Source organism: Actinomycetota bacterium (assembly GCA_040754375.1).
GTDB lineage: Bacteria > Actinomycetota > Acidimicrobiia > Acidimicrobiales > AC-14 > JBFMCT01.
The window spans coordinates 27024-39444 of the sequence record JBFMCT010000032.1; the positions used below are offsets into that span (position 1 = coordinate 27024).

Annotated in this window: 13 protein-coding genes and 2 pseudogenes; 6 read left to right on the plus strand and 9 right to left on the minus strand. The window is 70.5% G+C overall.

The window, feature by feature from the left end; translation table 11 throughout:
- Nucleotides 1–16: 16 nt before the first annotated feature.
- Complete coding sequence (locus tag AB1673_13000; GenBank protein ID MEW6154888.1) at nucleotides 17–448, plus strand: VOC family protein; 432 nt, start codon at nucleotides 17–19, stop codon at nucleotides 446–448.
- A 10-nt stretch (nucleotides 449–458) separates the two neighbouring features.
- Here AB1673_13000 and AB1673_13005 read toward each other — a convergent pair whose 3' ends face one another.
- Together AB1673_13005 and AB1673_13010 are read right to left on the minus strand one after the other, a co-directional pair.
- Nucleotides 459–1223 carry a sulfite exporter TauE/SafE family protein gene (locus AB1673_13005; GenBank protein MEW6154889.1) on the minus strand — a complete coding sequence of 255 codons (765 nt, stop codon included), beginning with the start codon at nucleotides 1221–1223 and terminating at the stop codon, nucleotides 459–461.
- Nucleotides 1224–1228: 5 nt separating this feature from the next.
- Entirely contained in the window at nucleotides 1229–2101 is an 873-nt protein-coding gene (locus AB1673_13010) for a hypothetical protein (protein ID MEW6154890.1), read from the minus strand.
- 143 nt (nucleotides 2102–2244) lie between these two features.
- Between AB1673_13010 and AB1673_13015 the strand changes: the two genes are divergently transcribed.
- The gene (locus AB1673_13015) at nucleotides 2245–2532 is read left to right on the plus strand and encodes a hypothetical protein (GenBank protein ID MEW6154891.1); all 288 of its coding nucleotides are present in this window, start codon (nucleotides 2245–2247) and stop codon (nucleotides 2530–2532) included.
- A 73-nt stretch (nucleotides 2533–2605) separates the two neighbouring features.
- Here the strand turns inward: AB1673_13015 and AB1673_13020 are convergent, their stop codons facing one another.
- Nucleotides 2606–3334 (minus strand): SDR family oxidoreductase, encoded by a 729-nt coding sequence (locus tag AB1673_13020; protein ID MEW6154892.1) that lies wholly within the window; start codon nucleotides 3332–3334, stop codon nucleotides 2606–2608.
- A 1-nt stretch (nucleotide 3335) separates the two neighbouring features.
- The gene (locus tag AB1673_13025; GenBank protein MEW6154893.1) at nucleotides 3336–4436 is read right to left on the minus strand and encodes an aminopeptidase P family protein; all 1101 of its coding nucleotides are present in this window, start codon (nucleotides 4434–4436) and stop codon (nucleotides 3336–3338) included.
- A 35-nt stretch (nucleotides 4437–4471) separates the two neighbouring features.
- Here AB1673_13025 and AB1673_13030 point away from each other — a divergent pair, with 35 nt between their 5' ends.
- Both AB1673_13030 and pdxH read left to right on the plus strand, forming a co-directional pair.
- Nucleotides 4472–5089 carry a DUF192 domain-containing protein gene (locus tag AB1673_13030; GenBank protein ID MEW6154894.1) on the plus strand — a complete coding sequence of 206 codons (618 nt, stop codon included), beginning with the start codon at nucleotides 4472–4474 and terminating at the stop codon, nucleotides 5087–5089.
- A complete protein-coding gene (pdxH, locus tag AB1673_13035) occupies nucleotides 5080–5658 on the plus strand; it encodes a pyridoxamine 5'-phosphate oxidase (GenBank protein MEW6154895.1) in 579 nt (192 codons plus the stop codon). The genes AB1673_13030 and pdxH overlap by 10 nt, the downstream gene beginning before the upstream one ends.
- A 504-nt stretch (nucleotides 5659–6162) precedes the next feature.
- On the opposite strand, the gene AB1673_13040 is transcribed toward pdxH, so the two are convergent.
- Together AB1673_13040 and AB1673_13045 are read right to left on the minus strand one after the other, a co-directional pair.
- Nucleotides 6163–6504: a hypothetical protein gene (locus AB1673_13040; protein ID MEW6154896.1), complete on the minus strand. Its 342-nt coding sequence runs from the start codon at nucleotides 6502–6504 to the stop codon at nucleotides 6163–6165.
- A 370-nt stretch (nucleotides 6505–6874) separates the two neighbouring features.
- Nucleotides 6875–7297 (minus strand): hypothetical protein, encoded by a 423-nt coding sequence (locus AB1673_13045; protein ID MEW6154897.1) that lies wholly within the window; start codon nucleotides 7295–7297, stop codon nucleotides 6875–6877.
- A 106-nt stretch (nucleotides 7298–7403) separates the two neighbouring features.
- Between AB1673_13045 and AB1673_13050 the strand changes: the two genes are divergently transcribed.
- Nucleotides 7404–7556 carry a hypothetical protein gene (locus AB1673_13050; protein ID MEW6154898.1) on the plus strand — a complete coding sequence of 51 codons (153 nt, stop codon included), beginning with the start codon at nucleotides 7404–7406 and terminating at the stop codon, nucleotides 7554–7556.
- 54 nt (nucleotides 7557–7610) lie between these two features.
- On the opposite strand, the pseudogene AB1673_13055 reads toward AB1673_13050, so the two are convergent.
- Nucleotides 7611–7868 (minus strand): annotated as a pseudogene (locus AB1673_13055) (DUF6444 domain-containing protein).
- Nucleotides 7869–8511: 643 nt separating this feature from the next.
- The gene (locus tag AB1673_13060; protein ID MEW6154899.1) at nucleotides 8512–10740 is read right to left on the minus strand and encodes an RHS repeat-associated core domain-containing protein; all 2229 of its coding nucleotides are present in this window, start codon (nucleotides 10738–10740) and stop codon (nucleotides 8512–8514) included.
- Between the two features lie 300 nt (nucleotides 10741–11040).
- Between AB1673_13060 and AB1673_13065 the strand changes: the two are divergent.
- Nucleotides 11041–11451, plus strand: a pseudogene (locus AB1673_13065) (ISAzo13 family transposase).
- A gap of 281 nt (nucleotides 11452–11732) precedes the next feature.
- Here AB1673_13065 and AB1673_13070 read toward each other — a convergent pair.
- Nucleotides 11733–12421, minus strand: a 689-nt coding sequence (locus AB1673_13070) for an RHS repeat-associated core domain-containing protein (protein ID MEW6154900.1), incomplete at its 5' end; no start/stop codon positions are given.

The following is a 12421-nucleotide window of genomic DNA, read 5'->3' on the forward strand; positions in this document are numbered from 1 at the left end:
TGACAGGCTGGGGGCCATGGACCTGCGCATCGACGTCGTCACCCTGGCCGTGCCCGACCTGGCCGCCGCCCACGCCTTCTACGTCGACCGTCTGGGGTGGGAGCCGGCGCTCGTGGTCCCGGGCGAGGTCACGTTCCTGAGGGCCGGCCCCGGGCGCATGGTGGGCCTGTTCGGGCGGGACGACCTGGCGGCCGACATCGGCTCGGGCCAACCGCCCCCGTTCGACCTCGGCCACCTGTGCGACGACGAAACCGGGGTCGACGAGGTCACGGCCGCGCTGGTCGAGGCCGGGGCCACGGTGCGCAAGCCTCCCCAGCGGGCCGTGTGGGGCGGCTACCACGCCTACGTCGAGGCGCCCGACGGGACGGTGTGGGAGATCGCCCACAACCCCGGCTGGTCGGTCGACAGCGAGGGCAACGCCCACATCGGCCCGGTCCCGGGAGCCTGACCCGTCGTCCTCAGGTCAGGAGCAACCGCAGGGCCACGGCCGTCCCCACCACGATGATCACCGCCCGCAGCGCCAGCGGGGGGATGCGCCGGCCCACCTTGGCCCCGACCTGGCCGCCGACGACGGCACCTACGGCCAGCAGGGCGGCCCCACCCCAGGCGATGTCGGCCGCGAACACGAACAGCACGGCCGCCACCCCGTTGACCAGGGCGGCCAGCAGGTTCTTGAGGGCGTTGAGGCGCTGGAGGGTGTCCTGCAGGCTGATGCCGAGCAGGGCGATGAGGATCACCCCCTGGGCGGCCCCGAAGTAGCCCCCGTAGATCCCGGTGGCAAAGACCCCGAGAGGCAGCACCAGGCCGTGCTCGCGGGACCGGCCCACCCGCCCGGCCCGGCCCCGGGCGGCCCGGCGGGCCAGCCGGGGCTGGAGGGCGACCAGGGCGCAGGCCACCAGGATCAGCACGGGCACGACGGCCTCGAACACCTTGCCGGGAAGGGCCAGCAGCAGTAGCCCGCCCGTCAGCCCGCCGGCCACCGCGTAGACGCCCAGCAGCCGCGCCCGCCGGCCCTGGCCCTCCAACTCCCGGCGGTAGCCCACTGTTCCGCTGACCGAGCCCGTCACCAGGCCCAGGGTGTTGGTCACGTTGGCCACCACCGGGCTGTAACCCACGGCCAGCAGCGTGGGGAAGGTGATCAGCGAGCCCGACCCGACGATGGTGTTGACGGTGCCGGCGGCCAAGCCGGCCAGCACCACGGCCAGGGCCTCCAGCGCCGACAACGCCGTCAGCCGGCCAGGACGGCCCGGGCCACGAGGTCGGTGCCGAAGGCGGTGAGGATGGCCAGGTAGAGCAGGCCGGTGGCGGCCATCACGGCCGAGTAAGACCGTTCCCTGAGGGCGGCCCGGGTCACCACGCACAGCACCAGGGTGGAGACGGCACACGCCAGCCAGAACCACCCGAGGGTTCCGTTCCAGCCGTCGTCCACCGCGCCGGTGAAGACCGAGGCCATCCCGGTGGGCCACAGCAGGGCGGCCACCTCCAGGGGCCACACCACGGCCAGCCAGCGCACGAGGTCGAGCAGGGGCTCGCGGCCCAGGCCCGGCTGGACGAGGTACCAGTGGCCCAGCAGCATGGCGTCGGACACGGCCCCCAAGAAGGCGGCGCCGACCACCGTGCGGGCCACGGCCAGGGCCGCCGGGCCACCGGCGTCGAGGCCGGCGACGACCAGAGCGACCAGGCCCACCACCGGGGCCAGCAGGTCGAGCCCCGGCGGGAACTCGGGGCGGTCCGAGCCCGGCCTCCCACCCCCGGCCCCTCCCGGCCGCGGCTTGCGCTCACCGACCATCTCCTCGACGCGGGCCGACCTCCGTCTCCGGCGCTCGCGTTCGCCCGCGACCCCGGCCTTGCGGCGGGCCACCGACACGGCCAGCGCGGCCAGGGCGGCGGCGGCGACGCCCAGGGCCAACACGTCGCGCCCGGCCGACGGTTCCAACAGGCGACCGGCGACCACCGAGAGCACGGCCATGGTCCCGTACACGCCCCGCAGCAGCCACCCGTAGCCGATGCCGACCTGGCGGCGCCTGCTGGTCACCCACAGGAAGAACAGGCCGCCGACGGCCCACTGCAACAGCACGGTGGCGGCGTCGAGGCGGATCACCCGAGCAGTGTCGCACGGCCGCCGGCCAGGTTAGGGCGGGCCGGGCGCGGGGAAGGAGTGGCGGGTCGGCCGGCGGCCCTAAAGGTCCGAGCCCCCCCGGCCGACAACCCCGAGCAAGCAGGACGGCCAGGAAAGGCGTACCGATGAACTCGTACGCAGCAGCAATCGCCCTCCCCGGCGCCATCGCCTTTCTGGCCGCCCTGTTCTGGTCCCGTCCGTGGCTGGTGCGGGCGCACCAGGTGAGGCGCTTCCGCAAGGACCTGTCCCACCTCGAGCTCATGGCGGCCGCCTGGTCGTTCAGCCAGCGCCAGGGCCACCCGCAGAGCGAGCACCCCTCGCACCGGCCCCGGCCCGCCCCGCGGAAGGCCGCCGAGGCCGACGAGGCACAAGCCGACGTCGACGACGACGGGGAGCCTCCGGTAGCGGCCTGACCAGGCCCCGCTCACCATTGAACGGACCTTCTGAGGGCCGGCCTCTAGTGACAGCGGCCTGACCGGCGAAGGGTCAGAACAGGCCGGGGTACTTGCCGCCGTCGACCAGCAGGGCGGCCCCGTTGACGTAGCGGGCCGGCTCCGAGCACAGGAAGGCGACCACCCGGCCGAAGTCGGCGGGGTCGCCGATGGGCTCACCCGGCTTGGCCAGGTCGAGTTGGCGGATGCGGTCGGTGGCGTGCAGGCCCGGGCAGGCGGTGTTGAGGGTGATGCCGTGCTCGGCCAGTTCGGAGGCGGCTGTCTTGGCCCACGCCCACAGGCCGGTGCGGGCCGTGTTGGACAGGGCCAGGGTGGGGATCGGCTTCTTTATCGAGTCGGACGTGATGAGGCAGACCCGCCCCCACCCGCCGGCCCGCATGTGGGGGACGGCCTCGCGCACGAGGCGGACCGACGTCAGCAGGTTGGCCTCCAGGGCGGCCGTCAGGGCCTGGTCGTCGAGATCGAGCGACCGCCCGGCCGGGGGCCCGCCGGCGTTGGCCACCAGGATGTCGAGGCGCCCGAAGTGCTCGACGGTCCGGGCCACCAAAGTGGCCGGTACCGACGGCTCGGTCACGTCGGCTACCACGGCCAGCACGTCGGTCAGCGCCGCCAGCTCCCGTTCGGCTTGGCCCAGCGCCTCCTCGCCCCGGGCGCAGATGGTGACCTTGGCCCCTTCGCGGGCCAGGGCCAGGGCGCACGCCCGTCCCAGCCCCTTGGACGCGGCCGTGACCAGGGCCACCCGCCCGGCGATGCCGAGGTCCACCTCAGGCCTCCACGACGGTCAGGGAGTGATCGGCCTGGTTGAGCGGGACAGGCGTGTCGGCCCCGGCCACGACGATGTCCTCGATGCGCACGCCCGCGCGGCCCGGCAGGTAGATGCCGGGCTCCACCGAGAAGGCGTGCCCGGGCTCCAGGGGGGTGCGGTTGCCGGCCACCAGGTAAGGGTCCTCGTGCTCCTCCATGCCGATGCCGTGGCCCGTGCGGTGCACGAAGTAGGCGCCGTAGCCGGCTTGCTCGATGTGGTCGCGCGCCGCCCGGTCGACGTCCTGGCAGGGGGTGCCGGCGGTGGCCGCTCCGACGCCGAGGGCCTGGGCGCGGCGGACGACCTCGTAGACCTCGGCCAGCTCGGGCGGGGGCGGGCCGGTGAACACCGTGCGGGTCATGTCCGAGCAGTAACCGTCGAGGGTGCCCCCGAAGTCGCAGACCACGGCCTCGCCGGGCCCGATGACCCGGTGACCCGCCTCGTGGTGAGGGCTGGCCCCGTTGGGCCCCGACGCCACGATGGCGAAGTTGACCCGCTGGTGGCCCTCGGACAGCAGGCGCTCGCCGATCTCGCGCGACACGGCCGCCTCGGTGCGCCCCACCAGCGCGATATCCCCGGCCAGGAGCTGGGCCGCCACCCGGTCGGCCGCCTGGGCGGCCCGCCCCAAGGCGGCTACCTCGTCGTCGTCCTTGACGGCCCGCAGCGGGCCAGTGACCACCGACGCCCGCTGCCAGGAACGGGATGGCAAGGCCTCCTGGAGGCCGATCAGGAACGTGGCCCATGCCCGGTCTGACACGGCCAGGCGCAACCGTCCGCCCACCAGGGCCGACACCACGGCCACCGGGTCCTCGGTCTCGTCCCACGGCCTGACGGCGAACACGTCGGGCCGGGGATCGACCCGGGGCGCTTCCAGCCGGGGCACGACCAGGGTGGCGTCCCCGTCGGCCGGGAAGACGAGCATGGTCAAGCGCTCGAGGGGCATGGCCTCGTAGCCCGTCAGCCACGGCAGGTCGGCCCCCAGCGAGAGCAGCAGGGCGTCGACGCCCAGCTCCTGCATCCTTGCCCGCACCCGGGCGGACCGGGTCACCAGGTCAGCAGCCACCGGGGCAGCGTACCGGCGGCGACATACTTGTCGGCGTGCCCCTCACCCATCCCCGGCGGCCCCGCGCCCGAGCCGACCGGGTCACGAGGTCGGTAGCCGCGGTGCTGGTGCTGGTCATGCTGGCCGTCTTGACCACTGGCTGCCGCTGGGGTGGTGACCGCGAGGCCGGGCCTGTCGCGCCCCTGGCCCCACCCACCGCTGCCCCGTCCACCGGCCCGGGAGCCGGCGGGGGGTCGCTCGCGCCCGCGAGCCGCACGCCGGTGGCCGGCTTCGGCGAGGTCGCCTACCGGGTCTCGGGCTCGATGGCCCTGCGCTGTGCCCTCCTGGCCGAGACGGCCGCCCAGCGCAGCCGGGGCCTGATGAACCAGACGAGCCTGTCGGGCTACGACGGCATGTTGTTCGTGTTCGAGTCCGACACCCGGGGCGCCTTCTGGATGAAGGACACCCCGCTGCCTCTGTCGATCGCCTGGTTCGACGCGTCCGGGCGTCTGGTGTCGACGGCCGACATGGAGCCCTGCCTGGGTGGCGGCGACTGCCCGCTCTACCCGCCCACCGGGCCCTACCGCTACGCCCTGGAGGTGGCCCAGGGAGGCTTGGCCCCCCTCGGGGTGGAGCCCGGGTCGACCATCACCATCGGCGGAGCGTGCCCGTGAACCCCCTCGGCCAGGTGGGGGGGTGGCTGGCCGAGGCCCGCGACGCCGGGCTGCTGGCCTGGGACACGGCCGTGGTGGCCACCGCCACCCCCGACGGGCGCCCGTCGGCTCGGGCCGTGATCCTGCGGGGCCTCGACGAGCGGGGCTTCGTCTTCTACACCGACACCCGCAGTCGCAAGGGCCGAGAGCTGGCCGCCAACCCCCGGGCCGCCCTGGTGCTGCACTGGGCCGAGCTCGAGCGCCAGGTGAGGGCCGAGGGCCGGGTCGAGGCTGTCAGCGCGGCCGAGTCCGACGCCTACTTCGCCCGCCGCCCGCGCGGCCACCAACTCGGCGCCTGGACCTCCCACCAGAGCCAGGTGCTCGGCGACCGCTCTGAGCTCGAAGCCCGCCTGGCCGAGGTCACGGCCCGGTTTGAGGGCACCGAGGTGCCCCGCCCCCATTACTGGGGCGGCTACCGGTTGGTGCCCGAGGAGGTCGAGCTCTGGCAGGGCCGGCCCGACCGCCTCCACGACCGGGTGCGCCACCGGCTCTCGGCCGGCGGCTGGCAGTCCGAGCCCCTCTGGCCCTAGCCCCGAGCCGAGCCCGCCCCCCGCCCGTTCCCGGTTATTGGCGGCCACCGCCGGGAGGTTCCAGGTGCTTGGCGCCCCAGGCCACCTGACCTCCCAGAGCCCCGTCAGGACGACACTCTGGTTCTGGCCAAACGCTCCCATGCGTCGGGCCCTTGGGCTATCGGTCCGTCATCTCACCAAACGCACTGTTCCTCGGGCATGGTTGCCATTGCCCGTCCACCCGCACCATTGGGATGCGGACGAAGGCGTCGCCTCGTGTACCAGTCAGCTCGGGCTGATCGGCCGGCGAGCCGGCCAGTCAGCCCGAGGGGCATCGAGTAGTCAGCCCTGTCGAAAATTACCGCGCCGCCGTCGTCCGCGCGGAAGCGGTGCTCGTGGCGCAATGCGCAAACGGCCCTGACTTCATCTCGTCGACAAAGAACCTAGGACGGTCGTGGCGTGAGATCGCCGAAACCGGCTATCGCCGCTAACACTACAAAGAAAGGGGGATCAAGACTTGGTCAACTATGCTGCGTAGACCCAAACGATGAACATGGTGAAGCCACCGAACAACATCAAGGCACCTCCAAGGACAGGGACGGGATCGATTGGGGTATGGAATCCGGCCCACATGGCGTAGAGGCCGCCAGCTATCAGTCCAACAGCAAGGCCAAACAGATAGATCTTCTTCCCGAAGTTCGTCAGTTTTAGAATGCTGTCTGCATTCTTTATCATCCCTCGTCCTGAGGTGATCAAGCAACCTACTCCCAGGAGGCCAGTCACAACAACTGCGGGGAGGGGGTGCTGACGAGCAACCCCTGCCGTAGCAGCTGAAACCAAGACAACACCGCCGACAACACTAAGCACCAGAAGGCGGAACTCACTTGCTGACATTGTCCCTCATCGAAACGTGAGTACGGATGGTCCAGTGAAGTCGACATCGTTCAGAGCTCCCCATGCACCAAACAAGCACGCACCAGCGACGCTAGCCGCGATCGACCCAGCGGGTGACCATCGTCCTCGAGCTGCCCGCTTGGGACCACACCAACGGGATGACTGCCATCCATGCGGTGGTCGACGTGCTGGGCCGTCTCGACCGGGACGGGCTACGCCCCTTATCGCACGACCATCGACGTCGCCGAACTACCGACAACCTGAGCACCGGCGGCGACAACGCCAGGACCCGCGGCGACACCTTGAGCATCAACCGTCCCGGACGAGAGTGTCGCCGCTGTCCTCAACCTGAACGTCGGGCAACAGGGGGGCACGAGCCGTTGGGCGACGGGCCGGTGAAGCACGACGAGGGGGCGGGGCCGAAGGTGGCCGAGGGCCGCCCGGCGTGGTCGTAGTGCATGGCCGTCACCCGCCCGGCGGCGTCGGTGCTCAGGGCCAGGCGGTCCCCGCTGCCCCAGGTGTAGGAGGTGCTGTGCCCGGTGGCGTCGGTGCCCGACAGGGCCCGCCCGAAGGTGTCCATGGTCACCCGCCGGGCCCAACCGGGGGCCGAGGTGACCCCCGCCACCTGCACCCGGGCCTCGGTGGGCGAGGGGTGCTCGTAGTGGTGGGCGGGCCGGGGCGCCCCCTCGGCGGGGGCGGCCAGGGTGACCGAGGAGGGCCGGCCCCCGTCGTAGGCGATGTCGGTGCGGTCCTGGGGCCCGGCCATGGGTCCTGGTCCGCACTGCAGGGTTCGTACACCAGGTTGACATTCCCACCCGCGCCTCGTCGGGGAACGGCGCCCGGGTGACGTGGCCGCACGAGCAGCGGCAGGCGTGGGAGCGGTGCTCGGTGACCACCGGGCGGACCTCGAGCAGCTCGATCGCCTGGCGGGCCGAGAACTCGCTCGGCGAGCCGTCCCCGAGCTCGGCCCCGCAATCTTCGCAGCGCTGCGGCCGGTGGTCGACGACCTCGTCGGGCTTCGGTGACATCTCCAGGCCCTTGCCCCTGGCGCCCCGCTGCTTGCCCCGTCGGCGCTTTGCCCCGCCACTGCCGGCCTCTGCCCGTCGCGCGCGCTTCTCGGCCTGGCGCTGGCGCTCGGCGGCGGAGTCCCGCGACGAAGGCTTCCCCGAGTTCCCCGAGTTCTGCCCCAACTGCCGTCGCAGCTCGGCTACGAGCGCCTCGAGCCGCTCGATCGCCTGGCGCTGGGAATCGATCAGCTCCGCCTGCTGGGCGACGACCGCCTCCAGGTCGGCGATGCGCCGCTCGTGCTCGGAGGCCGAGGGCGCGTCGTGTGCCATGTACACACTCTCGCGACCACCCCTCTTGTCTCCTGCTTACAACGGTGACAATTCATGGGCGATCGACATCAGCGTCGACGGCGGACGTGAACACTTAGCCTAGCCTTACTCCCTAGAGGCGAGGCAGAAAGGCTATCGCCGCCGACCTCACCAGCGATTCAAGAAGCGGTCAAGTGCGAGTAGGATCGCGCACACCGTAGCCAGTAGGATGATGGCAAGGAAAAACTCCAATACAGACAGGCCGCGCCAGATAGCACGCAAGACAGTTACGCCAAGGACAAATAGCAGGAACACATTACGGTTCCTTGTAGATGCGCGTGGCGAATCTCGATTGTCGGTATTAGACACATGAAACCTTTAGGCAGGTACTGCAATCCTGACGCCTCATACGTTCTTTTTCCCCCATTCTTGTTCTAAAGTTATTGCCTGGGGAAAAGCTCCACACAGAGCGTTTCACAACTATGGACTAGTCCACCGTAGCGGTCAAAGTGATGGGCACTATGGCGTCGAGGTCTCAACGCTCTGTTCGCGGCCTTGAGTTGGAGGACGTTCAGGAACCGATGTCCTTTCGACCATCGAGGATGAACAGACTGGGGACGAAACTGAAGGCCAGGTCACCGGGACTTCCGTGACGGGCCACTAGCTAGTACCCAATTGCAGCACAGGCAGCGTCGAGCGCAGTAATCGCCACAGTTGCATAAGGTACAACTGTTGCTACTCGCCCGCCGACTGCCGTCGCTCCTTTGTGGGTAAGATCGCCAACAATGTACGCCTCAAGCGCCTGGTCAAAGGCCTTGGTAGGATCAGTGCTAGTCACTGAACGCGCGAAGCCACCTAGGCTAAAGAACTGCACTACGTTGCGAAACGGCTTGGGGCATTCGATGCGGCTAATGTGAGGCTCATCATAGCGACGGCCTTTACCAACGAAGTCGAAGTAGATAGAGCTGTCGTCGTTAGCCTTTGCTGTCCGGTAGTGGAGACATTCCTCACCGTAGAAGATGTCGTTCGGTGCGTTGTAGCCGCAGTGGGCCTCCAGGTCGGGGAGGGGTTCCTTGCTCTTCTTCTTGGTCCCCGTCAGGTCCAAGCCGTTCACGGGGTCGCCGCACACGTAGTCGTAGTCGTTGCAGGAGCCGCCCTCGATGGGGTCGACGGACAGGAAGCGGCCCAGGGAGGGGGCGTAGGGGCGGGCGCCCATCTGCACGATGGTGGTTGCCAGGCCGTGGTCGGTGGGGCGCTGGTGGGAGCCCAGCCAGCCGTAGTCGTAGTCCCCGTCGGAGTTGTCGGGCGGGGGGCCGGTGCCGTCGGGGGTGTAGGCGTGCTTGGTGGTGCCCACCAGCACGGGCAGCCCGGCCAGCGACCCGGCGTAGGTGGCGGTGGCTGCCGTGTGGCCCCCCACGTCGGGGTAGCTCCACACGTCGGTGACCGCCAGTGGGGGTGTGACCACGAAGCGCCGGGTGAGCACCGCCCCGCCGGCCAGGGCCACGGTGGCCTCGTAGGGGGCACTCTGGCTGTCGAGCGTGGCCGAGGGGCTGTCACCCGGGCCCCGGTGGGCGTAGCGCACGGTGCCCGAGGCGTCGGTGCGGGCCACCACCCGCCCGGTGGCGTCGCGGGCATAGGTGACGGTGGCCGGGCCCTCGGTGGTGGCCACGTGGCGGCCGGCCCCGTCGAAGGACAGGGCGGCCGCCCCCAGCATGGTGGTGTTGCCGTGGTCGTCGTAGGCGATGGCCCCCAGGCTAGGCGAGGCCCCGACCAGGCGGTCGGCGTGGTCGTGGCAGAAGGTGGTGGTGGTGCCGTTGTCGGTCACCGACGTGCGGTTGGAGTTGAGCCCCGCCCCCGGGGCCGGCCCGCAGCCCCCGGCGGGGGCGTAACCGTAGGTGAGGTGGTGGCCGGGCACGTGGGCCTCCACCAGCCTCCCGGCGCCGTCATAGGAGAAGTTCGGGCCCCCGGGATGGGCGTCGGTGCCGTCGATGACCTGGTCCATTACCCGGCCCGACTGCGAGCGGGTGACCGACGAGGACGAGAACCCGGCCTCGGTGGCCAGGTCCCAGGCCAGCGAGGCCAGCCGCCCGGCGCTGTCACGCGTGAGCGAGGCCAGCGACGAGCCGTTGCCCGCCCCGCCCACCGCCGCCGGGTAGGAGGCCGAGGCCAGCTCGCCGGCACCGTCGTAGGACACGGTGGCGGCCGTCACGCCGTCGAGGGACTGCGAGCTCACCCTCCCGGCGGGGTCGTATGTGCTGGCCACGGTGGGCAGGCCCGGTGTGGCCACCGAGGTCACCCGGCCCCCCTGGTCGTAGGTGTAGGACGAGACCTTGGCCCACACGTCGGTGTAGGTGGCCAGCCGGCCCAGGCGGTCGAGGGCCGCGGTGACGGTGCCCGCGGGGTCGGTGACCGAGGCCACCAGCGGGCTGGCGCCCACGGCGTGGTCGTAGGTGACGGTGCGGGCCGGCTGGGCGCCGTGGGCGGGGAAAGCACGCGTCAGGGGGCGGCCCCGGTCGTCGTAGGTGGTGCACGCCCACGGGCCGGTGCCCACCCGGGTGGCCACCGGGCGGCCCATGGCGTCGTGGACGACCTCGGTCACCCTCGCGACCTCGGGGCCGGGGCCGTCGGGGTCGGGGCCGGTGGAGCGGCGCACCATCCCCCCCTGGTTGGCGCTGGCCCCGCCGGGGCAGGGGTTGGCGACCACCTCGGTGGGGCCGTAGTGCTCGTAGGTGGTGGTGGCCCCCGAGGGGAGCGTGCGGGCCGTGCGCCGGAAGAAGGCCCCCGGGCCGGCGGGCTCGTAGGAGGTGGCGGTGGTGAGGGCCAGGCCCCCGGGATCTGCGGTCACGGCCGTGGGCAGGCCCAGGTGGGCGTGGGCGTAGGAGGTGGCCGTCACCAGCGGGGGCGAGCCGTCGGTGGAGTCGTGGGCAGTAGAGGTGGTGGGCAGGCCGTAGCGTCAACAGCAGGGCTTCTCCTGGCATGCTTGGACCTCCACCGGTCGCTGGTATGGGCTACGGCCGGCCATCATGGCCGGTCCCGTGTAGCGATCGGTGGAACTCCCCCTCCCCTCCGACGCAGCCCACAGGATCGGGGCTTCGCCCCGAGTTGATGATGTGCGTCAAGACGCCGCGCTCAGCACGAGGCATTTCACCGCAGAAGGAGCTCGTCAACGGGCGCAAGGCGAACCCGGGACGGGATACGCCGCTGGTGGCAGGCCATGGGCCGGGACCGCTACCAGGAGGCCACCACCTTGCTGGTGACCGCCACCGCCGATGCCGGCGGATCGAACGGCTACCGCAACAAGCTCTGGAAGGTCGAACTGGCCGAGCTGGCCGCCGAGACGGGGCTCACGATCACGGTGTGCCACTACCCGCCGGGCACGTCGAAGTGGAACAAGGTGGAGCACCGGATGTTCAGCTTCATCACCAAGAACTGGCGGGGCAAGCCCCTCACGTCCTACCAGGTGATCGTCGAGCTGGCCGCCGGCACCACCACCGAGACAGGCCTGCGGATCCTCGCCGATTGGGACCAGGGCCACTACCCGAAAAGGACCGAGATCAGCGACGACACGATGGCGGCGCTTCCCCTCATCGGCCACGACTGGCATGCCGAATAGAACTACGACCTCGCACCGCCGACACCATCAAGGGGACGGCTCAGTACCAGGTAGTTCCCGCCCGATTCCTTAACGATCTCGAGTAAAATAGAACCAACACGCCGTACTAGCTAAGAGCAGAAACCAGGCCGCCAATCCTGGATAGCTTAGACGGTCATAACCACTGAGAAGCCCCGCGATCAAGACACCAAATGACCATGCCATCGTCCATAAGAAGATGACGGCCTTGTCACGACGGGTAGGCTCATCCGGTGGTCCTCTCATGACTTCTCCTAGTTGCACGGGATCAACGAGGTGACTACGGAGGCAGTCACTCCGAGGCCCTTTGCCGCACCAGCTATAGGGCTGTCCGCAAAGTGGTAAATCGCCGCTGTGGCGGTACTTGAGAAGCTTGATGCGGTACCCCCCGTCGCCACGAAGGCCGTAGAGCACGCCGGGTCGACCAAGTTGCCAGCGGTTGAGACCACGACCGGAACTGCTATTGCTGCCGCTGCAGGGGCACCTACCGCAGGCAGTGCCACAGCGGCTGCAGCGGCTACGACCCGCAGCGTGTCGTCTGCGTATCGTTCCGCGTAGACCTTCTCGGCCCGTGCGATCGGGTTGGTGTTCTCGACTGTGCAGTTGCACTCGTAGCTCTCCCGGTCCTGGCGCTTGAGGTCCCCGGCGGTGGCGTAGTCGACGACCGCCCGGACGGCGGCGCCGGCACAGTGGTGGGGGTGGCGCCACGAGCAGTGCGTCCCCGTCAGGTCCAAGCCGTTCACCGGGTCGCCGCAGACGTAGTCGTAGTCGTTGCAGGAGCCGGCTTCTATGGGGTCGACGGACAGGAAGCGGCCGAGGGAGGGGGCGTAGGGGCGGGCGCCCATCTGCACGATGGTGGTTGCCAGGCCGTGGTCGGTGGGGCGCTGGTGGGAGCCCAGCCAGCCGTAGTCGTAGTCCCCGTCGGAGTTGTCGGGCGGGGGGC

Coding starts and splice junctions, on each gene's coding strand:
- AB1673_13015 (MEW6154891.1), top strand. CDS start 2,245: ATGAACTCGTACGCAGCAGCAATCGCCCTCCCCGGCGCCATCGCCTTT.
- AB1673_13045 (MEW6154897.1), bottom strand. CDS start 7,297: ATGGCCGGGCCCCAGGACCGCACCGACATCGCCTACGACGGGGGCCGG.
- AB1673_13000 (MEW6154888.1), top strand. CDS start 17: ATGGACCTGCGCATCGACGTCGTCACCCTGGCCGTGCCCGACCTGGCC.